This window comes from Novosphingobium sp., assembly GCF_039595395.1.
Classification (GTDB): domain Bacteria; phylum Pseudomonadota; class Alphaproteobacteria; order Sphingomonadales; family Sphingomonadaceae; genus Novosphingobium.
The window spans coordinates 1,365,891-1,386,889 of sequence record NZ_JBCNLP010000006.1; the positions used below are offsets into that span (position 1 = coordinate 1,365,891).

Below are 20,999 nucleotides of genomic sequence, written 5' to 3' on the forward strand. Positions count from 1 at the left end.
ACATAAAGCACTGATACGGAGAGAAGCGATGCAGCCAAGCAAGGCCATTCCCACCTGCGAGATCGATTTCTGGAGCGATGCGGTCATTCTCGATCCCTACCCCCATTATGACCGCCTGCGCGCGCTGGGCCCGGCGGTATGGCTGGCGCGGAACGACGTCTGGGCGCTGACCCGCTATGAGAGCGTGCGCGGCGCGCTGCTGTCCCCCGAGATCTTCTCCTCGGCCAGCGGCTGCATGATGAACGAGCCGATGAACAGCGCATCCCAGGGGATCATGCTGTGCAGCGACGATCCGCAGCATCTGGCCATGCGCCGCCTGTTCGCCCGTCCGCTGATGCCCAAGGCGCTGGCCGAGTTGCGGCCTCGTCTGGAGGCTTTGGTCGAAGCCAGAATCGACGTCCTGCTCACACGCGACAGTTTCGATGGGGTGGTCGACCTCGCGCATTACCTCCCGCTGGCCATCGTGACGGAACTGGTCGGGCTGAACGAGGAGGGGCGCACCAACATGCTCGACTGGGCCGCCGCGATCTTCAACGCCTTCGGCCCGATCGAGAATGCGCGCACGCTGGACGGTCTGGCCATCGCGCAGCATGTGATCGGCTATGTCCTCGAACGGCTTGACCGTGCCTCGCTCATTCCGGGCGGCTGGGGTGAGGCGCTGTTCATCGCGGCGGATGCCGGAACGATCAGCGAGCACACCGCAAGGATGATGCTGATCGACTATCTGACCCCCGCGCTCGACACGACGATCAATGCCACCAGCGCGGCGCTGGAACTCTTCGCCGCCCATCCCGACCAATGGGACCTTCTGCGCGAGGACCCGACGCTCATCCCCCATGCGATCAATGAGGTGATCCGGATTGAATCGCCGATCCGCGGCTTTGCCCGGCATGTCACCGCCGATGTCGAGATCGGCGATGCCCGCATTCCGGCGGGATCGCGCGCGCTGATGCTCTATGCCTGCGCCAACCGCGACCCGGACAAATTCACCGATCCAGAGCGCTTCACCATCACCCGCCGCCCAAGCGACCATCTGGGCTTTGGCATGGGCACGCATGTCTGCGCGGGCATGCATCTGGCCAAGCTGGAAATCTCGGTCATCCTCGAGACGATGGCACGCAAGGTCCGGCGGATCGAGGCAGCGAACCCGGTCCGCCGCCCGCACAACACGTTGCGCGGCCTCGCTTCGCTCGACTGCTCTCTGATGGGATCAAACTGAAATCACGCGCCTGACCGGCCCCATGTCCGCCGGTCAGGCTCCTGGACGCCGCCGACCAGCGAGAGACGCACTGGCCCTGTCGCGCTGATCTGCTCATCCGCGACCCGGCAGCGGTCACGCCCGGCCCGCTTGGCCTCATAGAGCGCGCGGTCGGCCCGGCGCAGCGTATCGGCCAGATCCTCGCCACTCTCGACCAGCGTGAGGCCGACGCTGACCGTGACGGCATGCGCCGACCCCGGCGCCAGACGGGCCACCGCCCGCCGCAGATGCTCACACACCAGCAGGGCCCCCTGTTCGTCCAGCCCCGGCAGCAGCATCACGAACTCCTCGCCGCCGATCCGGGCCAGCATGGCGGACGAAGGCCGGTTGCGGTCAAGGCACAGGCCGACAGCCTTGAGCACCTCGTCGCCCTGCGCATGGCCGAAGCTGTCGTTGATCTTTTTGAAGTGGTCGATGTCGATCACCGCGACGCCCACCGGAAAGCCGCCATGCCGATCGGCCATCAGCGCGGCAAATCGCTCGAAAAGCGCGCGGCGGTTGGGCAGGCTGGTCAGAAGGTCGGTGCGCGCCTGAAGCGAATTGGTCTGCACCACCGTCTGCAGCACGGTGATCAGCGACAGCAATCCGGCGGCCACCATCAGAAAGCCCGTGCTGGACTGCGACACCACCGCATAGAGCGTGTGGGCATAATGCGTTTCGCTGACAGCGCCCCCCAGCAGCAGCGCGGCAAAGGGCTTGAGCAGGAAATGCAGCGCGGTCAGCACGAAAACGCCCGCCAGAACGCGGTTCATCGCCGAAGGCGGAGCATGGCGCCAGGTGGTGACCGCACACAGCGTGCTGCCCAGCGCGAAAGAACCCTGAAAGCCAAGGTCGATCCACAGGCTCTTATCCGGCATGCCGATCGTGACCCAGCTATAGGCAAGGCCGATCAGCACAATCATCGCGGCAGCCCGCCAGCAGGGGCGTTTGCCGTAAAATTGCGACATCACCGGTGAGTAGAGCGTGATCCCTCCGAGAAATCCCCCGGCGGCGATCATGCCCATCCATTTCAGATCGCCTCCGAAGAGGATCGCCATCTCACCCAGCGGATTGAGCGCCCCCAAGCCGTAGCAGAGCGCGATCCACCGGGCCTTGCGCACGCTGGGGTTGAGCTGTGCGATGGTGAGAAAGCTCGCCACCAGCATGGCGGCAATGGTGATGTTCACCAGAAAGGGCAGCAAGGCTTGTGGCATGTCGTCACCGCTGATTGGCGTCCCACCGCCAGATCAGCGCGGAGATCAGAATCGATGTATGAACGGAAAGGCTTTCCAATCCGTTATACCACGTAATCAGCCCCGCAGGCGGTCATCGGGTGACAGGGGCACTGATCCTGAAGCGCGCCAGCATGTCGCGGAATGTCAGCCCGGCATCGATCTGAGTGTAGACACGCATGGGCCGTCCATCGGGGCGTGCCACATAGCTGCCATTGTCGAGAAGGCGCGGCGTGGGCATGGCAGCAAAGCGGCAAGAGGTCGGATCGGGCTGCATGGGAGGCACCAGCGCGGTCAAGGTCACCAGCGGACTGTCGCCCAGCACATAGGCGTCGGTGGTGGGGATCGGCGGCAGGCCCGGTATCTTGCTGGCCAACATCGCGGGGATCGCATCAACCCTGGCCTTCAGATAGGCTCCCAAAGGCCCGCTTGCGCCCAATTCTTCCAGCTCGGCGTTGGAAAACAGCATCTGGCTGTAGGCGTCGGAGGGCACCTGCCAGATTTCGATATCGGACTCGTTGAACAGCACCTGCGCGGCGATCGGGTCGATCGAAAAGTTGAACTCGGGCTCACCGGCTTTCACACCGGGATTGCCGAAGCCCGGATGCGTGTTGCCACCGATCCAGATCAGCCTGATACGCCGCCCGATCCTTGGCTCGCTCAGCCAGGCCAGCGCGAGATCGGTTAGACCCGCGCCGGAGGCATAGATCAGCGGCTCCTTCACGTCATCGCGCATCGCCTCCCGCACGATCGCGGCGGAAGCGGCGCTCGGCGTCCAGGATGTGCGGGAGCGGATCGGCGCCTCTGCCCCCGCGATGGGCGTGTGGCTGCGGTCAAGTTGCATGAGCGCCAGCAGTTCCCGCGCCCGATCGGCGGAATCCCGCGCGTCATGGCCGCTGCTGAAGGCGGCCGGCAAATGGGAACCGATGATCAGCGGGATGCGGACCGAACGGCACAGAACATGATGGGCCAGTTGGAACAGCCCATCGGGATCACCGGCAAAATCATTGTCCAGAATGACCCGCGCCAGCAGCGGCTGACCGGCAAGAGCAGCGGCGGCATGAGGCAGCCCGGCCAGACAGGCGATGGTCGATCCGACAAACAATCTGCGGTCCAGCGTCAGGTCCACAATGCCCTCTCCTTATACGATCCTTTGGAGAGGCTTGTTCAGGACTTGGCTGATCAAGTAAAATAGCAATTGTTGGCCGATCCATAGGGGCTACCTATGCCAGACGGTGCTCAAGCCCCATGCTTGTCGCACCTCATGAGGTCCTCTAGAATGTCCTGAATGGAGGCTCTCTTCCTTTTCCCCGAGGCGCGCCGACGCGATCCCGCCATCGATGCATGGTTCGCCCAGGGCGATGCCCTGCGCAGCCTGGTCCAGCCCTGGTATGAAAGGCTGCGCGACTGCGGCGCGGATGTGCGAGACCTGATCCATGACGGGCGCCCCACCGCCTGTGTGGAGGAGGCCGCCTTTGCCTATGTCGATGCCTATGCCACGCATGCCAACATCGGGTTTTTCTGCGGCGCCGATCTCGATGACCCGGCCCATCTGCTGGAGGGCACCGGCAAGCGCATGCGTCACGTCAAGCTGCGTTTCAACCGCATGCCAGACGAAGCCGCCCTGTGCGCGCTGCTGGCCCATGCCTACAAGGACATGCGCAGGCGTCTGGACGAGCCCCGCCCTCGACACTGACCCTATGCCGGACTGGCGCTTGCCTTGCCCGAGGAACCGATCAGCACCATCGCAAAGCGCTGGTCAAAGGCCGCCGCGATCAGCGCCGCCTTGCCGTAACGCGACACGCCCTCGATCCCGACATGATGAATATCGACCTCGGGCCGGGTCGCCAGATCGTCGAGCGCCCGGCTCGCCCCCCAGCCCCATGCCCGCAGCGCGCCCCAGTCATCGGGCTTGCGCGCCTGCCCCCGGTTGGTGAGGCCGATGATGCCGCGCCTCGGTTGCGCGCCATCGTCGGCCTGCATGCGAATGGACGCGGGGCATTCACACAATGTCACCACGGATGCCCGATCGCCCCACAGAGCGCTTGATGCGGACAGGAAACCGCGAGATGAGCACCGCACGGCCCATTCCCCCACGGAGGATCAATTTGACAACCGCCGAGAAGACCCTGCCGCTCGCCCATCTCGGCGGCGAAAAGCCCCTGACCTCATCCTGGCTTCATGCGGTGCTTGGGCATGAACCGGAACGCTCCTTCATCCCCGTTGACGGCGCGGACATCGAGCTGCTGACCTGGGGAGAGAGGGGCAAACCCGGCCTCCTGTTTCTGCATGGCAATCTGGCCCATGCCGACTGGTGGAGCTTTATCGCCCCGCTCTTTGCCGCCACACATCGCTGCGCGGCCATCAGTTGGTCGGGCATGGGGCGGTCCTCATGGCGCCCGGCCTATTCGATCCCGCAAAATGCCCGCGAGTTGCTGGCCGCCATTTCTGCAGCCGGGCTGGATCTGGCAGGCCCGCCGACCGTTATCGGCCACTCCTTCGGCGGCGTGCCGCTCATGTATGCCGCAGCGCATGCCTCCGACCGGATCGGCCAGGCCATCATGGTCGACAGCTTTGTCCCCGGCCGCTGGAAAGGGCGCAAGGGCAGCCCGATGCCCGAACGCCGCTACCCCTCTCAGGCCAAGGCGCTGGCGCGTTTCAGGCTGCTGCCCGATCAGCCTTGCGATCATCTCGATCTGCTGGACCATATCGCCCGGCACTCGCTCCGCCCGATCACCGACCAGCATGGCGACACGAGCTGGAGCTGGCGTTTCGATCCCATGGTCAATGCCAACAGGGAGCCGGCCGATCCTGACGACTGGATCGCCGGCATGACCCCGCCCCTCATGCTGATCTATGGCGATATGTCAGCCGTGGTGAGCAAGGAGGATATCGCCGCCTTCCAGCAGCTTCTGCCCAACTGCGTCGGCACGTCGGCCATCCCTTTTGCCCGCCACCATGTCATGCTCGATCAGCCCCTGGCTCTGGTCGCCGCGATCCGGGTTGCCCTTGCCCTCTTCGCGCGGCAGCCGTCCCCGACAGGCTAGACCTGTCGGCGGCGCTCAGGCTTCGCACACCACCCTGGGGCTCAGCGACAGGGCTTCCGGCTCCACGCAGCCTTCGGCCAGCAGATAGGCGCCGATCAGGCCGGAGGGCTCGCTGCAGGACGGTGCCACGATCATGCGGCGCATCGCCGCCATATCCGTCACGCCATGGGCATAGCCGCCAAGCAACTCCAGAGTGCGGGCCTGAATGAGGGGGAACAGCCTTTCCTGCTTCATCACCCCGCCGCCCAGCACGATGCGCTCGGGCGCGGTCGTCAGGATCAGATTCATGCAAAGCTGGGCGATATAGTCCGATTCCACCGCCCAGAAGGGGTGATCCTCAGGGAAATGCTGGTTGTGGCCGGGCCATGCCGCCTCCAGCGCGGGGCCTGCCGCCATCCCTTCCAGACAATCGCCATGAAAGCGGCAAATGCCCGGAAAATCGCCATGCGCGGGATGGCGACGCACCAGAATATGGCCGATCTCCGGGTGAGCCATGCCGTTCACGCTGCGCCCGTCGACCACCAGCCCCACGCCGATGCCGGTGCCCACCGTCACATAGGCCAGATGGCGCACGGGCTCGGCCCCGCAGGCCGCCTCGGCCAGAGCGGCGGCGTTGACATCGGTATCCAGAGCGATCGGCAGATTCAGCGCATCGCGCAGCCTGCCGATCATGTCGGTCCCTTCCCAGCCCGGCTTGGTGGTGGCCAGAATATGCCCATAGTCCAGCGCGGCCGGATTGACGCCGATCGGCCCGAAACTGGCAAGGCCGATGCCGGAGAGCGGCCCAAGCCCGACCGCCTCGCGGAAGAAATCGCAGACATCGGCAAAGGTCGTGTCCGGATCGCGGGTGGGAATGGAGGCGGTGCGCAGCGACCCGTCACGCGCATTGCCCACGCCGCAGACGAATTTGGTGCCGCCTGCCTCGATAGCGCCGAAGATGGTCATGGGTCGTGTCCTCACAATAGGGGGCATCGAGGGCGGCCACACGGGGCCGCCCGTCGCTGGGATGGGTGTTGGTTGTTCAGATGCGGCGGGGCGGCGTCAGAGCTGCGGGGGGATCAGCAGGTCCAGCGTATCGGGGCCGATCTCGGCAATATGCCGCACGCCCTGATGCAGCAGAGCGGCGTGATCGACCTTGGCCGGGTCTTTCAGCTTCGCCCTGATGCGGCCGTGGAAGCGGCGCAGTTCGATGGCATTCTCACCGCCCAGCGCCGCGCGAAGGGTTGCGGGGATCGCCTGCCCGGCCTCGACCTCTGCCTCTGCCTCGGCCTCGGCTTGAGGCGCGGGGCTTGCCGCCCCTGCCTGCTGCGGGTTGCCTTGCGACGCGGCGGCGCGCATCTCCACCGCGACCTGATCGGCCATCGGCCCCAGCACGATCTGGACGGCAGTGGGCGAGGGCTTGATGATCCCGCGCGCGCCCAAAGCCTTCAAGGCGCCCTCGTTCAGCAGGGTCTGATCCTGAACGGTCAGGCGCAAACGCGTGGTACAGGCACCGATCGAGGTGAGATTGGCCGCACCGCCCAGCGCCTTGACGAAAGCCGCGCCGCGCCCGTCGGTTGCCACATCCACCTCATCGCCAGCCTCGCTCTCGGCCTCGCGGCCCGGCGTCGCCAGATCGAGTTTGACGATCACAAAGCGGAAGCTGACGTAATAGATCGCGGCATAGGCCAGCCCGACCGGGATCAGCAGCAGCGGGTTGGTCGCCTTGCCGATGTTGAGCAGATAATCGAGCAGCCCCGCCGAAAAACCAAAGCCCAGATGGACATTGAGCAGGTTCATCAGCGCCATCGACAGGCCGGTCAGCACCGCATGCACCGCAAACAGCACGGGGGCCAGAAACATGAAGCTGAACTCGATGGGCTCGGTCACGCCGGTCAGCATCGAGGTGAGCGCAAGGCTCAGCAGCATGCCGCCCACGGCCTTGCGGCGTTCGGGCCGCGCGGTGTGATACATCGCCAGACAGGCGGCGGGCAGGCCGAACATCATCACCGGGAAGAAGCCCGACATAAAGGCCCCCGCCGTGGGATCGCCGGCGAAGAAGCGGCGCAGATCGCCCGTCGCCCCGTGATAATCGCCCAGCACGAACCACACCACATTGTTGAGAATATGGTGCAGACCGGTGACCAGCAGCAGGCGGTTGGCAAGGCCGAAGAGGAACAGGCCGAAGGGCCCGGCGCGCACGATGGCATCGCTCAGATGGTCGACGCCCGCGGCGATCGCGGCATAGCCGACGCCGACCACACCCGCCAGCACCAGCCCCACCAGCCCGCAGACGATCGGCACGAAACGGCGGCCGCCGAAGAAGGCGAGATATTCAGGCAGGCGGATGGCCGAAAAGCGGTTGTAGAGCAGCCCCGCCGCCAGACCCGACACAATGCCGAGCGGCACGTCGAGCCGGGCAATCGCCTTTTGCTTCCAGGCCGCCTCGGCCATGGCGGTCAGCGTGGCCGGCACGCCGGAAAGCGCATCGCCGGGCACCGTCATCAGGGACTCGGCGCCGCTGCGGGCCACCAGGAAACAGACGACACCGGCAAGACAGGCCGCGCCATTGCCATCCGCCGCAAAGCCGGTGGCCACGCCAATGGAGAACAGCAGGCCCAGATTGGCGAAAATCGCGTCACCCGCCGCGCTGACGAAACCGATGTTCAGCAGATCCGGCTGGCCAAGGCGCAGCAGCAGGCCCGCGATGGGCAGCACCGCGATGGGCAGCATCAGCGCCCGGCCCAGAGGCTGCAGGCCGTTCATCAGAGACTTCATGCCAGCTTCTCCTGAAACGAGCGCGCCAGAGCGCGCACCTGCGCGGCATCAGACAGTGCCAGCGCCTCTGCGGCCAGCGTGCGGCAGGCCTCCAGCGTGACGGCGCGGATCGCGGCCTTGATGGCGGGCACTTGCGCCGGGGTGGAGGACAATTCGGTGATGCCAAGCCCGAGCAGGATCGGCACCGCCAGCGGATCGGAGGCAAGGCCCCCGCAGACGCCGACCCAGCGGTTATGCTGCGCCGCGCCCTGACAGGTCTGGCCGATCAGGCGCAGAATGGCGGGATGCAGCCCGTCGATGCCAGGCGCGACGGCGGGATTGCCCCGGTCCATCGCCAGCACATATTGGGTGAGATCATTGCTGCCGACCGAGAGGAAATCGGCCTCGGCAGCCAGCAGATCGGCGGTGACGGCGGCGGCAGGCGTCTCGACCATGATGCCCAGCGGGATGGTTTCGGTGATGCCCATCTCGGCGCGCGCGGCATCGAGAGCACCACGCACCGCGCGCAATTCGGCAAGGCTGGCGACCATCGGCACCATGATGCGGCACTGGCCGAGCGGCTGCACCTTCAGAATGCCGCGCAACTGGCTGCGCAGCAGATCGGGGCGGTCCAGCCCAACGCGAATGCCGCGCAGGCCCAGCGCCGGGTTTTCCTCGGGCGCCATGGGCAGGAAGGGCGCGGGCTTGTCGCCGCCGATGTCCATCAGGCGCACGATCACCGGGCGGCCCTGCATCGCATCGGCAATCGCCTGATATTGCGCGGCCTGCTGGTCCTCATCGGGCGCGGTGGCGCTTTCGAGGAACAGAAATTCGGTGCGCAGCAAGCCGCTGCCTTCCGCGCCATGGGCCATCGCCACCTGCGCATCCTGCGCGGAACCCAGATTGGCAAAAGCCTCGATCCGTGTGCCGCAGGCCGTGCGCGCCAGTTCCCCGGCGGCGGCCAGAGCGGCGGCGCGGCGGGTGGCCTCGGCGGCGATGGTGTCGCGCGCCTGCGTGAGCGCCGCCTCATCGGGGGCGGGGTTGATCGCGCCGCGCCCGGCGTCGAGGATCACCAGCGCGCCATCCTCCAACGCCCGCAGGTTGTCGCCCAGCGCGACCAGCGCGGGCAGGTTCATGCCTCCGGCCAGAATGGCGACATGCGAGGTCGGCCCGCCGCGCATCGTGGCAAAGCCGCGCACCTTGGCCAGATCGAGCGCCATCACATGCGAGGGCAGCAGATCCTCGGCCAGCAGCAGCGTGTCCTCGGGCAGGTCGAGCCGCGCCTCGGGCTCCTCGCCCGCCAGCAGGGCGAGCACCTGCCGCTCGAGATCGAGGAAATCGTCGGCCCGCTCGGCCAGACGGCGGTCGCCGGTGGCGCGCATCACATCGGCCTGAGCGCGCATCGCGCTGCGCCAGGCGAAATCGGCGCTGTGGCCCTGCGCCAGACCGCGATCGGTGGCGACGCGCAGCTCGGGGTCCTCCAGCAGCGCCAGATGGGCCTGAGCGACGCTGCCATGCTCGCCTTGCGCGCGGTCGGCCAGACGCTGGCCCAGATCGGCCAGGGCTGCGTTCAGCCTTTGCACCTCCTTCACCGGATCATCGCTGTAGGTGGGGATCTCTCGCTCGACATGGCGCAACCAGCGCACCTTGCCGATCGCCAGACCCGGCGCCGCCGTCACGCCGCCCAGCCAGCCTGCGGGCAAGGCCGGCAATTCGGGGGCAGGCGGGGCGGGTTGCGCGGGGGCTGCCGCCTCGGCGCTTTCGCCCATGCCGCTGGAGATCAGCTCGACCAGCGCGCGCAGAGCCTCGGGCGCATCGGGGCCCTCGGTGCGCAGGGTGATCTCATCCTGACAGCGCACCCCCAGCGCCAGCAGCGCGACCGGGCTGCGCGCCGAACCGGTCTTGTCGCCCTTGGCCAGCGTGGCCTCGGCGATAAAACCGCGCGCACATTCGGCGATGCGCGCCGCCGGGCGGGCATGGATGCCATGGATCATCGGCACTAGCAGATCGACCGAGCAGACCTCGCCCTGAGCCAGCGCCGCGCCCGCCACCGCTGCCTCAAGCGGCTCGACAAAGAACAGCGCCTCGCCCACGCCGACCGCCTTGCCGGTTTCGCGCCGGGCGATGCGGAATTGCTCGGGGTTGGTCAGCAGGATCGGCGTCACCACCGCGCGGGCCTGAGGCAACAGCGCATCCAGATCGAAGGAGACCAGCGGATCGCCGCGCAGCACGCGCTGCCCCTCGCTGACATGGGTGCGGAAGCCCGCCCCGCCCAGCGCCACCGTGTCGATGCCGATATGCATCAGGATTTCAGCGCCCTCATCGGCGCGCAAGGTCACCGCATGGCGGCTGGCGTGGACCGAGATCACCGTGCCGTCGCAGGGGGCATGCAGGCAGTCGCCGGTCGGGTCCACCGCCACGCCGTCGCCCAGCATCTTCTGCGCGAACACCGGATCGGGCACCTCATCGAGCGCGAGGGCAAAGCCGCGCAGAGGGGAACTGAGAATGAGACTGGTCACGTTACAGAAAGCCCCCGCCAGAAATGGAATGCCCGATGTGGTATGCGCAAATGGTGTAAACGCCGAGGGTTAGCCCCCGGTCAGCCGCCCGTCCTGCCAGATGGCGCGCGGCTGCAGATCAGCGTCGAGCCAGACCAGATCCGCGCTCTGCCCCGGCGCGATGCTACCACGGTCGCAGAGACCAAGGAAAGCGGCGGGGCTGGCCGAGGCCATCAGCGAGGCATCGGCCACATCGGCCCCCGCCATGCGCACCAGATTGCGCACCGCCCCCGCCATATCGAGATCCGACCCGGCCAGCGTGCCCGCATCATCGAGGCAGATGCCGTTTTCGACATGGATCGCCTTGCCCTGCAGGACGAAATTCTTGTCCTTCGCCCCCACGCTGGGCATGGCGTCGGTCACCAGCACGACGCGTTCATGCGGGTGAGCGCGCAGCACCAGACGCATGGCGGCGGGATGGACATGAGCGCCATCGGCAATCAGCCCGGTGTAGGTCTCGGGCGCATCGAAAGCGGCCCCGACCATCCCCGGATTGCGGTGATGCAGCGGCGACATGGCATTGAACAGATGGGTGAAACCGGTGAGGCCCGCACCGATCGCCGTCATCACCGTATCGTAATCGGCATCGCTGTGCCCGGCCGAGACGATCACGCCGCCCTGCACCAGTTGCGCAATATCCTGCGGATCACAGAGTTCGGGCGCCAGAGTCAGCAGCACCTTGCCCTTGCGCTTGCGGGTCAGCAGCGCGATGGCCTCGGCATCGATGCGGCGGAAGAAGGCGGTGTCGTGAATGCCGTTGCGGCGCGCATTGAGGAAAGGCCCCTCGATATGCACGCCCAGAATGCCAGGCACGCCCGCCTCGATGGCCGCCTCGCAAGCGTCCAGCGCCATGGCGACATGCTCGAGGCTGTCGCTGATCAGCGTGGGCAGCAGGCCGGTGGTGCCATAGGGACGATGGGCATCGGCGATGGCACGGATGCCCTCGACCGTGATGTCATCGTTGAACAGCACACCGCCGCCGCCATTGACCTGAACGTCGATAAAGCCCGGCACCAGCCAGCCGCCCTGCAGGTCGAAGGCATCGCCCTGCACATCGCCGATCGCGGCGATGCGCCCCTGGGCGATCTGCAGCGTGGCGCCGTCGCGCGCGCCCTGCGGCGTCAGCACCTGACCGTTGCGGAAGGAAAGATGGGTCATAGGGTACGGGTCACCTTGGCGAGATGCGGCGGGCTGTCGGGGTCGAGCCCCCGGCGCAGCGACAGATCATTGGCAAAACGGTAGAAGCTGACAAGCTGAAGCAGCGGCTCCAGCGCGGGATGGGCAGGCTGCGCGGGCAGGCCCTGCGTTCCACGCGCGGCAGGATCCGCCAGATGCACGCAGGCCCCGCGCGCGGCGAACTCCGCCGCCGCGCCGCGCACGCTGTCGCCCGCCGTATCGCTGGTGGCGAAGGCGAGGATCGGGAAGCCCTTGCCCACGATCGTCATCGGGCCATGGCGCACTTCGGCGGCACTGAAAGCCTCGGCATGCAGCGCGCAGGTTTCCTTGAGCTTGAGCGCGGCTTCCTGAGCCACGCCGAAACCGAAACCACGCCCCACCACGAAGAGGTTGGTGGCATCGGTCAGATCGTCGAGCGCCGAACGCCAGTCCTCGGCAAAAGCGCGGTCGAGCGCGGAGGGCAGCGCGTGAAGCGCTGCGTCCAGCTCCTCATCCTGCGCCCAGCTCGCCACCAGCGCGGCAATCCCGGCCATCGACACCAGGCAGGATTTGGTGGCCGCAACCGACAGCTCCGGCCCGACGCTGAGCGGCAGGACGACATCGGCCAGCTCGGCCAGCGGCGAGGTCTCGTCATTGACCAGCGCCACGACCAGCGCGCCGCTGTCCTTGTGGCGGCTGACGGTGGCCAGCAGGTCCGGGCTGCGGCCCGATTGCGAGATGGCGAGGCACAGGGCGCGGGTCTCACGCAGGGGCGCCTCGAAGACCGAGGAGACCGACAGCGCCGCCGAGGACACCGGAAGACCCAGCCGCGTTTCGATCAGATATTTGCCATAGGTGGCCGCATTGTCGGAGGAGCCGCGTGCGCAGGTCACCACCATCGAGGGGGACCATTCGCGCAATTTTGCGCCAAGCTCGCGCAGCGTGGCGCGGTTACGCTCCAGAAAGGCGGCGAGCCCTTGCCCGCATTCCGCTGCTTCGCGCTGCATCAAGGTCGAGGGGGCGCCCGCACCGGTGTCGGGCGCGACCATCAGGGACACATCAAGGCCAGAAGCCACCGGCAATTCCTTCCATCTTGTCGTCGATCGCGATGCCGGATGATCCCGGCATGAACGCCACTCGGACAGTCATCATATTTTGGTATTATAAAATTGGCAATATGACCCGCACTTGTATTTTTTATCCTCGTAAGAGCGAGCCACACTGCGGCAGAATCGCGACCCACCCGGCTGGCACTCAACATGTGGGAACCGGGAGAAACGCCTCTAATCCCCCGCCCTCCCCTATGTTTTCAGGGTGAAGCGCGAAGGCCATCCGCGACGCACCAACCTGGCCTCCTAAATAGCACCAGCCTCTCCGCCCGATGCCTCCAATCTATAAACGGCGGTCGAATCAAGCCTGTATTGGTATTGCCACCGCGACAAAGACATCTCTCACCTTCTTAGACAGGTGCCAGCCCCGCACTTCGTCTCGATGCCGGGCTCGAGTCGGCCAAAACTCGACGCCTGATGGCCACAGCCCCTTATCCACCGCCGCGCTTTATCCTCACAGCATCCTGATTTCCCTCGTCATTCTCCCCATTGACGATGCCTCACTCACCGGATTCCCCTGCAAAATGCCGCAAAAATGCAACACAGTCACGGTGTTTTAAAAAATATGAATTGCCTTATTGGAGTGGTAGCGTAACCATGCTCTACAGGACGAATCCGCAATTGGTTACATACCAAAAAATGCAGAATGGCTGCATTGCGGGGAGGGAAACCGGCAGCTTTGCCGATGATCGAGGGGGTTTTCGAGCATGACACATGGTAAATCCGCACTCATGGTTAGCAGCGCCCTGTTGGGCCTGATCGCATGCGCCGGAACAGCACAGGCCCAGAGCCAGGCCGCCGAAACGACAGACAGCAATCAGATCGTGGTGAGCGGCATTCGCGCCAGTCTCAAGAGTTCGATCGGCGTGAAGCGCGCCGCGAACGCGGTTGTGGACGTGATTACTGCCGAGGGCATCGGCAAGTTCCCCGACCGCAACGTGGCGGAATCGCTGGCCCATATTCCGGGCGTCAGCGTCGACCACCAGTTCGGCGCGGGTGAGAAGGTGGCCATTCAGGGCACCGATCCGGCGCTCAACCGCATCCTGATCGACGACCACTCGATCGCCTCGACCGACTGGGGCGGCGCCCCCGGCGACGTCTCGGGCCGTACCTTCAACTACACGCTGCTGGCGCCCGAGATCGTCTCGCGCATCGAGGTCTACAAGTCGCCCGAAGCGCGCATCGACGAGGGCAGCCTGGGCGGCACCGTGATCGTGCGCACCCGTCAGCCGCTCGACCTCAAGGCCAACACCATCAATGGCTCGGCGGGCGCGACCTACAACGACCGCTCGGGCAAGGCCAATCCTCGCGCCTCGCTGCTGTATAGCTGGCACAACAAGGACAACACCTTCGGCGTCCTGCTGGCGGGCACCTATGACAAGCAGACGCTGACGCGCGCCGGCATCGAATATTTCGGCTATGGCTCGGGCTCGGACTTCTTCAACACCGCCGCCGATGGCAGCTACACGCTGAAGAACCCGAACACGGTGGTCACCGGCGGCACGCTGGCCGATCTCTACAAGGCGCGTTACCCGGTCGGCATCAACCATGCCTATTTCGTTCAGACGCGTGAGCGTATCGGCGCCCAGGGCGGCCTGCAGTGGAAGCCTTCCAGCAATCTGGAACTGTCGCTGACCGGCATGCATATCACGGCCAATTACAACAACTTCAGCCAGTCCGAGTTCATCTATCCGGGCTGGGCCACCGGCCAGTTGCAGTCGGCCAATGTCTCGAACGGCCTGGTCACCTCGGCCAGCTTCGGTTCGACCACCCTGCCCTCGACCAGCTCCGAGCTGGACATGAACTACCGCAAGTCCACCGTCACCAATGACAGCGCCAATCTGGCGTGGAAGTGGAAGGTCGGCAAGGCGACGATCAGCGGCAATGGCGGCTGGAGCAAGGCCTCGGGCGGTACCGACCCCGAATATCTGTTCAACATGCAGAGCAACATGCCCTACAGCTTCAGCTATTCGGGCACGCAGACCAATGTGAACTATTCGACCGATCCGACCAACCCGGCGGCCTTCTTCCGCGGCGACACCTCCAAGCCCGTGACGCTGGCCAATGGCCAGACGATCAACGGCTATCAGATCGGCGGCATCAGCCGCTCGATGACCACCGATGCCGAGGGCTATGGCCAGCTCGACGCGGAGATCCCGGTCGAGGATTCCCTGTTCAGCAAGGTCCGTCTGGGCGCCAAATACACCAGCCACGTCAACCGCCTCGACGCCTATGGCTCGCAGGTTTACTACACCTCGCAGGTCGGCCTCTCGAACTTCTCGACCACGCTGACCCCGGCTGGTGTGTTCTCGGGTCTGGGCGCCGGCGGCAATGCCAATCAGTTCGCCACCCTGTCCTCGCAGGGCGTGATCGACGCGCTGAACAACGGCTATCTGCTGGACACCGGCAAGGATCTTGGCTCGTCCTTCCGCGTGCTGGAAAAGAACGCCGCCGCCTATGTCCAGCTCGATTTCGAGCATGAGAAGTGGCGCGGCAACGTCGGCTACCGCATGGTCTACACCAAGGACATTTCGGACTATGCCGAGTTCCCCAATGGTGCGGCCGTCGGCACGCCAACCCGCCATTCGACCGACTATCTGAAGTTCCTGCCGGGCTTCAACGTCTCGTATCAGCTGCGCGACGACGTGCTGCTGCGCGGATCGATCGCCGAGGTGATCGCCCGTCCGCGCTATGCCCAGCTCGCCGGTTCCTTCAGCCGCAACGACACGCAGTTCACGGCCAGCGGCGGCAACCCGGATCTCAAGCCCTATCAGTCGTGGAACTTCGAGGCCTCGGCCGAGTGGTATTTCCGCCCTGGCGCGCTGTTCTCGCTTGAGTATTTCCGCCGCCAGATCCAGTCCTACATCGTGACGACCACCAACAACCAGACGTTGCTCAACACGCTGACCGGCCAGAATGCCGTTTACTCGGTCAGCTCGCCGATCAATGCGTCCAATGCGGTGGTGAACGGTATTTCGGCCTCGTTCCAGGCGCCGATCTGGGGCGGTTTCGGCATCCAGACCAACTACACCTATGCCTCCGACCAGAAGGGCACCGATGCGGCGGGCGATGTGCTGAACCTGCCCTATCTCTCGCGCCACACGATCAACGTGATCCCCTATTTCGAGAAGGGGCCGTTCCAGGCGCGGGTGAGCTGGAACTACCGCACCCATTATTTCACCGGGATCGGTCGTTTGAACTCGGTGGACAGCACCGATGGCTATCACCAGCTTGACTTCTCGACCAGCTACAAGATCAATGAGCACTTCACGCTGAACTTCAACGCTCAGAACCTGCTGGATTCGACCTACTACTCCTACAGCGGCACGAAGGACGCGCCGACTGCTCTCTACAAGAACGGCCGCACCTTCTCAGGTTCGATGTCGTTCACCTTCTGATGACAAAAGGGCGCCCGGTTTTCGGCCGGGCGCCTCTCTTCCTGCAAGATTTATGAAACGGGGCGCCATGAAAACCCTCCGTCCGGCTACTTTGCTGCTGCTCGCAGCCTGCTGGCCTTCCGCTGCCGTCAGGGCCGAAAGCATCGCGCTGGACGCGGGCTGGCATTTCCGTTTCGCCGGCAAGGATGCCTCACTGGCGCCGGTTGAGGCCGATGCGCCGGGCGCCCAGAGCGTCGATCTGCCCCATAGCTGGAATGTGACACGCGGCGCCGATGCCGATGGGATCGGCTGGTATTCACGCGAGGTGGTGCTGCCTCAGGCGCTGGCCGGGCAGCATCTCGAACTGCATTTCGGCGCGGTGTTCTACAAGGCGCGGATCTGGGTCAATGGCGTGGAGGCCGGCGCGCATGAGGGCGGCCACACCGCCTTCGACCTCGATGTCTCGCGCCTGATGAAGGCGGGCGCCAACCGCATCGTGGTGATGGCCGACAACCGCCCCGGCTTTGCCACCATCCCCGGCTATGCGATGCGGCTGAAGGGCTCGGGCAATGTCTGGTATGACTGGTGGCGCGGCGGCGGGATCACCCGCGATGTCTCGCTGCGGATTGCCCAGGGCGGCCTGATCCGGGGCCAGAAGCTGAGCCAGACACTGTCGGCGGAGAAGGGCACTGTCAGCACGCATATCAGCCTCGACAATGTCGATGCGCAGCCCCGCAAGTTTACGATCACCACGAAGCTGACCGACCCCGATGGCCAAGCCGCTGGCGAGACACATCAGCAGATTACCCTGCCCGCGCATCAGTCCGGCAGTGTCGATGCAGCGCTTTCAGTGCCGCATCCGCAGCTCTGGAACATCGGCGATGGCCGTCTCTATGAGGTCACCACCAGCCTGAGCGATGAGACCGGCCATATGCTGGATGAAAAGCGCGACACGCTCGGTTTCCGCACCATCACCCTGCGCGACCGCAAGCTCTATGTGAATGGCCAGCCGGTGCGCCTGTCGGGCGTCTCGCGCCATCAGGACTCGCCGTGGGAAGGCGCTGCCGAGACACGCGGCACGATCCTGAAGGACTACCGCGATCTGGCCGAGCTGCACACCACGCTGACCCGCCCGATCCATTACCCCCAGCCCGAAACGGTGTTCGACATCGCCGACCGGGCGGGCATGCTGCTGATCCCCGAGATCCCGGTCTGGCAGATGAAGGCCGAGCAACTCGGCGATCCGCGCCTGCTGGATCTGGCGAAACGCATGACCGCCGAGGTGGTGGCGCAGTCAGGCAATCACCCCAGCATTCTGGCCTGGAGCGTGATGAATGAATGCGACTCCTCATCGCCGCAGGGGGCTGCCTATGTCGCGGCGATGAAGGCGCATTTGAACCGCATCGATCCGGGCCGCTTCGTCACTTTTGCCGATTCCGATGTCTCGACCCATGCCGCTCCGCGCACTCCGGCACTGGCGGCGGCGGACTTTATCATGGCCAACGCCTATTTCGGCACATGGAGCGGCGCGGCCAGCGGCGTGGGCCCATGGCTGGAGGCCATGGACAAGACCTGGCCCGACAAGATGCTGGTCATCTCCGAATTTGGCTGGCCCGGCCCTTTCTCGGCGGACAGCGCCGGCGCCGACCGCGACCGCACGCAGAACCTGCGTGAGCAGATGGCCGCCTTTGCCGCGCGCCCCTTTGTGGGCGGCACGATCTTCTGGGATTATCAGGATTATCGCTCGAACAAGAACCTCTTCGCGCCGGAAGAAGGTGGCTATGTCGACCACGGTCTGGTCGACAAGGACCGCCAGCGCCGCCCCAGCTTCGCCGCATGGGAAGAGGTGAACCGCCCCCTGCATGCCAGCGTGCAATGGACCTATGCCGATGGCGCGCCCTCCGGCTTTACCGTCAAGCTGGTGGCCAATGCGGCGGGCAGCCTGCCCTCCTATCCGCTAAGCCATCTGCGCCTGCACTGGCAGGCCATCGGCAAGGACCGCAGCCTGCTGGCTCAGGGCGATGCCGCGCTGCCGCTGCTGGGCCCCGGCGGGCTGGACCACCTCGATCTGACCGGCGCATGGCCGCGTGTCGATGGCCCGGTGCAGGTGCAGGTCGAGGTCCGCAATGCCCAGGGCGCGGCGGCCATGGTGCAGCGTTTCGACTATCTTCCCTTCAAGGCGGGCAGCGCGCCCTTTCCGCCCGATCCTACCCAAAATCAAGCCAAGGCGGTGTCCTGATGAAAGCCCTGCACATGCTATCGATCGCTCTGGCCGCCACGATCAGCGCCCCGGCCATGGCATCGAGCTTGCCGCCGCTGATCCCGATGCCCGCGCAGATCACCCCCCAGCAGGGCACGCTGAACATCGCCAATGGCGCCGCCATCGCCCTGCCCGAGGGCGACAGTGGCGCTCAGACCGCCGCAAAGCTGCTGATCGAGAAGGTCGCCAAGGATCGCGGGTTGACGCTGGCCACCGGCGCCAAGGGCGTGATCCATCTCATCCGCGATGCCAGCCTGCCGGGCGATGAAGCCTATCGGCTGGAGGTGACACCCAAGGGCGTCACCCTCGCCGCCAAGGGCGATGCCGGGCTGGTCTATGCCGCGATGACGCTGGCGCAGCTTCTCAGCCCCGATGCGCATATCGGCGCCCCGGTCCGCCTTGCCGCGATGCAGATTGCCGACGCGCCGCGTTTCAAATGGCGCGGCGTGATGCTGGATACGGCGCGCCATTTCATGCCGATCAGCGCGATCCAGACTACCATCGACCAGATGGCGGCGCATAAGCTCAACACGCTGCATCTTCATCTCACCGACGATCAGGGCTGGCGGGTGGAAATCAAGCGCTATCCCGATCTCACCCGCATCGGCGCCTGGCGCACGCCCCCTTCGGCAGGCGGCGCGCCGGGCGAGAAGGTCGGCGGCTTCTACACCCAGGAAGAGTTGAAAGCCTTGGTCGCCTATGCCGCCCAGCGCGGCGTCACCATCGTGCCCGAGATCGACCTGCCCGGCCATGCACAGGCCGCCGTGGCCGCCTATCCCGAGATCGGCGTGCTGGGCGCCCGGCCCGAAGTCAGCCATGACTGGGGCATCAACCCCTATCTTTTCAATGTGAACGACCATTCGGTCACCTTCATCAAGAATGTCCTCGATGAGCTGATGGCGATCTTCCCCTCGCCCATGATCCATCTGGGCGGCGATGAAGCGATCAAGGACCAGTGGCAGCGCTCGCCCGAGGTGCAGGCGAAAATGAAAGCGCTGGGCATCTCCAGCGAAAACGCCATGCAGAGCTGGCTGATCGACCAGCTCGGCGCCTATCTGGCCGACCATGGCCGCCGCCTGATCGGCTGGGACGAGATCCTTGAGGGCGGCCTGCCCCCTCGGCCTCGGTGATGTCATGGCGCGGCGACAAGGGCGCGGTCGAGGCGGCCAACCAGAACCACGACGTGGTGCTGGCCCCGGCCCCCACGCTCTATCTCGACAGCGTGCAGAGCCGCCGCGCCGATGAATCCGCCGGGCGCCTCTTCGTGGTGACGCTGGCCGATCTCTACGCTTACGATCCCTTTCCCAAAGGGCTGGCTGCCGACAAGGCGGGGCATATTCTGGGCGCGGAAATCACGGCGTTTTCGGAATATCTCACCACGCCGCGCGGAGTGCAGCATGTGATGTTCCCGCGTCTGGATGCCTTGTCCGAAGTGGTCTGGTCGGCCCCGGCGCAACATGACTGGCAGGGCTTCCTCACCCGCCTGCAGCCCCAGCGCCTGCGCTATGCCCGCGAGGGCATCAACGATGCCGACAGCGCCTTCGCGGTCGATTTCGCGCTGCAGGTGCCGCGCAGCCAGTTGCTGACAGCCAAGCAGGGCACCGTGGCCATCGCCAGCCAGAGCGCCTTCGGCCAGATCCATTACACCACCGACGGGCGCGAACCGACTGCCCGCTCCCCGCTCTACAAGGAGCCGGTGACGGTCCGCTTGGGCCAGATGCTGAAGGCCGCAGCCTTCGACGGCGACCGGCCCACCGCCAAGCCGCGCACCTTCGATGCCTCGCCCGCCAGCCTGCTGCATTGGGGCAGCTCGCAGATGGTCGCCTGCCCCAAGGGCGCGCTGGGCCACCGCATCCCGTTAACCGCCGAAGCGCCCGACGGCAGCCCGGTCTTCAACGTCAATCTGTTCGACGATTGCAGCATGGCCCCCGCCGTGCCCACCGACGCACCGCGCAAGTTCACTGTCGATGTCGCGCGGCTGGCGCGCCACTATGGTCTGGCTTACGAAAAGACCAAGGAACTCTGGCATTACAACACCAGCCCCCATGGCGAGCTGGTGATGCGCGTCGGCGGCTGCGAGGGCGATATCCCCGGCGGGGGCCCCAAGGGCCAGGTGATCGCCACCTTCCCGCTGCCCGATCCGGCCACCGCGCCCAACCGCTTCACCTTCAACGGCACGGTGCCGGCGGGCGCGGGCGATCAGAATGTCTGCATGCTCTTCACCGCGCCCAATGATGGGCCTTACTACACCGTTGCCGGCCTGCAACTGGAGTCCGCCCAGTGAAGCG

At 65.7% G+C, this 20,999-nt stretch carries 15 protein-coding genes; 7 read left to right on the plus strand and 8 right to left on the minus strand.

Translation table 11 applies throughout. From position 1 onward, the window contains the following. Nucleotides 1-28 precede the first annotated feature (28 nt). Entirely contained in the window at nucleotides 29-1,219 is a 1,191-nt protein-coding gene (locus tag ABDW49_RS25720; RefSeq protein ID WP_343616465.1) for a cytochrome P450, read from the plus strand. 2 nt (nucleotides 1,220-1,221) lie between these two features. Here the strand turns inward: ABDW49_RS25720 and ABDW49_RS25725 are convergent, their stop codons facing one another. Together ABDW49_RS25725 and ABDW49_RS25730 are read right to left on the minus strand one after the other, a co-directional pair. Further along, nucleotides 1,222-2,451, minus strand: a complete 1,230-nt coding sequence (locus tag ABDW49_RS25725) for a GGDEF domain-containing protein (RefSeq protein WP_343616466.1) — start codon at nucleotides 2,449-2,451, stop codon at nucleotides 1,222-1,224. Between the two features lie 112 nt (nucleotides 2,452-2,563). Continuing rightward, nucleotides 2,564-3,598, minus strand: a complete 1,035-nt coding sequence (locus ABDW49_RS25730) for a nucleoside hydrolase (RefSeq protein WP_343616468.1) — start codon at nucleotides 3,596-3,598, stop codon at nucleotides 2,564-2,566. 159 nt (nucleotides 3,599-3,757) lie between these two features. Between ABDW49_RS25730 and ABDW49_RS25735 the strand changes: the two genes are divergently transcribed. Continuing rightward, nucleotides 3,758-4,165 (plus strand): DUF1801 domain-containing protein, encoded by a 408-nt coding sequence (locus ABDW49_RS25735; protein ID WP_343616469.1) that lies wholly within the window; start codon nucleotides 3,758-3,760, stop codon nucleotides 4,163-4,165. 2 nt (nucleotides 4,166-4,167) lie between these two features. On the opposite strand, the gene ABDW49_RS25740 is transcribed toward ABDW49_RS25735, so the two are convergent. Next, complete coding sequence (locus ABDW49_RS25740) at nucleotides 4,168-4,452, minus strand: hypothetical protein (protein ID WP_343616470.1); 285 nt, start codon at nucleotides 4,450-4,452, stop codon at nucleotides 4,168-4,170. Between the two features lie 125 nt (nucleotides 4,453-4,577). Between ABDW49_RS25740 and ABDW49_RS25745 the strand changes: the two genes are divergently transcribed. Then, entirely contained in the window at nucleotides 4,578-5,516 is a 939-nt protein-coding gene (locus tag ABDW49_RS25745; protein ID WP_343616471.1) for an alpha/beta hydrolase, read from the plus strand. A gap of 15 nt (nucleotides 5,517-5,531) precedes the next feature. Here the strand turns inward: ABDW49_RS25745 and ABDW49_RS25750 are convergent, their stop codons facing one another. From ABDW49_RS25750 to ABDW49_RS25770, 5 genes are all read right to left on the minus strand, one after another. Continuing rightward, a complete protein-coding gene (locus tag ABDW49_RS25750; protein ID WP_343616473.1) occupies nucleotides 5,532-6,461 on the minus strand; it encodes an ROK family protein in 930 nt (309 codons plus the stop codon). A gap of 96 nt (nucleotides 6,462-6,557) precedes the next feature. Next, the gene (nagE, locus tag ABDW49_RS25755) at nucleotides 6,558-8,273 is read right to left on the minus strand and encodes an N-acetylglucosamine-specific PTS transporter subunit IIBC (protein ID WP_343616474.1); all 1,716 of its coding nucleotides are present in this window, start codon (nucleotides 8,271-8,273) and stop codon (nucleotides 6,558-6,560) included. After that, complete coding sequence (gene ptsP, locus ABDW49_RS25760; RefSeq protein ID WP_343616475.1) at nucleotides 8,270-10,771, minus strand: phosphoenolpyruvate--protein phosphotransferase; 2,502 nt, start codon at nucleotides 10,769-10,771, stop codon at nucleotides 8,270-8,272. The genes nagE and ptsP overlap by 4 nt, the downstream gene beginning before the upstream one ends. A gap of 69 nt (nucleotides 10,772-10,840) precedes the next feature. Beyond that, the gene (gene nagA / locus ABDW49_RS25765) at nucleotides 10,841-11,968 is read right to left on the minus strand and encodes an N-acetylglucosamine-6-phosphate deacetylase (protein WP_343616477.1); all 1,128 of its coding nucleotides are present in this window, start codon (nucleotides 11,966-11,968) and stop codon (nucleotides 10,841-10,843) included. After that, nucleotides 11,965-13,014, minus strand: coding sequence for an SIS domain-containing protein (locus tag ABDW49_RS25770; RefSeq protein ID WP_343617400.1), 1,050 nt, complete (start codon nucleotides 13,012-13,014; stop codon nucleotides 11,965-11,967). The genes nagA and ABDW49_RS25770 overlap by 4 nt, the downstream gene beginning before the upstream one ends. Before the next feature lie 791 nt (nucleotides 13,015-13,805). Here ABDW49_RS25770 and ABDW49_RS25775 point away from each other — a divergent pair. The 4 genes from ABDW49_RS25775 (at nucleotide 13,806) to ABDW49_RS25790 (ending at nucleotide 20,995) form a co-directional block, all read left to right on the plus strand. Next, nucleotides 13,806-16,472, plus strand: a complete 2,667-nt coding sequence (locus tag ABDW49_RS25775) for a TonB-dependent receptor (protein ID WP_343616479.1) — start codon at nucleotides 13,806-13,808, stop codon at nucleotides 16,470-16,472. A 67-nt stretch (nucleotides 16,473-16,539) separates the two neighbouring features. Further along, complete coding sequence (locus ABDW49_RS25780; protein WP_343616480.1) at nucleotides 16,540-18,690, plus strand: glycoside hydrolase family 2 TIM barrel-domain containing protein; 2,151 nt, start codon at nucleotides 16,540-16,542, stop codon at nucleotides 18,688-18,690. Further along, nucleotides 18,690-19,841 (plus strand): beta-N-acetylhexosaminidase, encoded by a 1,152-nt coding sequence (locus ABDW49_RS25785; RefSeq protein ID WP_343616482.1) that lies wholly within the window; start codon nucleotides 18,690-18,692, stop codon nucleotides 19,839-19,841. The genes ABDW49_RS25780 and ABDW49_RS25785 overlap by 1 nt, the downstream gene beginning before the upstream one ends. Continuing rightward, complete coding sequence (locus ABDW49_RS25790) at nucleotides 19,841-20,995, plus strand: family 20 glycosylhydrolase (protein WP_343616484.1); 1,155 nt, start codon at nucleotides 19,841-19,843, stop codon at nucleotides 20,993-20,995. The genes ABDW49_RS25785 and ABDW49_RS25790 overlap by 1 nt, the downstream gene beginning before the upstream one ends. The last annotated feature ends 4 nt before the right edge of the window (nucleotides 20,996-20,999 follow it).

Coding starts and splice junctions, on each gene's coding strand:
- ABDW49_RS25720 (WP_343616465.1), top strand. CDS start 29: ATGCAGCCAAGCAAGGCCATTCCCACCTGCGAGATCGATTTCTGGAGC.
- ABDW49_RS25725 (WP_343616466.1), bottom strand. CDS start 2,451: ATGCCACAAGCCTTGCTGCCCTTTCTGGTGAACATCACCATTGCCGCC.
- ABDW49_RS25735 (WP_343616469.1), top strand. CDS start 3,758: ATGGAGGCTCTCTTCCTTTTCCCCGAGGCGCGCCGACGCGATCCCGCC.
- ABDW49_RS25740 (WP_343616470.1), bottom strand. CDS start 4,452: ATGCAGGCCGACGATGGCGCGCAACCGAGGCGCGGCATCATCGGCCTC.
- ABDW49_RS25750 (WP_343616473.1), bottom strand. CDS start 6,461: ATGACCATCTTCGGCGCTATCGAGGCAGGCGGCACCAAATTCGTCTGC.
- nagE (WP_343616474.1), bottom strand. CDS start 8,273: ATGAAGTCTCTGATGAACGGCCTGCAGCCTCTGGGCCGGGCGCTGATG.
- nagA (WP_343616477.1), bottom strand. CDS start 11,968: ATGACCCATCTTTCCTTCCGCAACGGTCAGGTGCTGACGCCGCAGGGC.
- ABDW49_RS25770 (WP_343617400.1), bottom strand. CDS start 13,014: ATGGTCGCGCCCGACACCGGTGCGGGCGCCCCCTCGACCTTGATGCAG.
- ABDW49_RS25775 (WP_343616479.1), top strand. CDS start 13,806: ATGGTTAGCAGCGCCCTGTTGGGCCTGATCGCATGCGCCGGAACAGCA.
- ABDW49_RS25780 (WP_343616480.1), top strand. CDS start 16,540: ATGAAAACCCTCCGTCCGGCTACTTTGCTGCTGCTCGCAGCCTGCTGG.
- ABDW49_RS25785 (WP_343616482.1), top strand. CDS start 18,690: ATGAAAGCCCTGCACATGCTATCGATCGCTCTGGCCGCCACGATCAGC.
- ABDW49_RS25790 (WP_343616484.1), top strand. CDS start 19,841: ATGTCATGGCGCGGCGACAAGGGCGCGGTCGAGGCGGCCAACCAGAAC.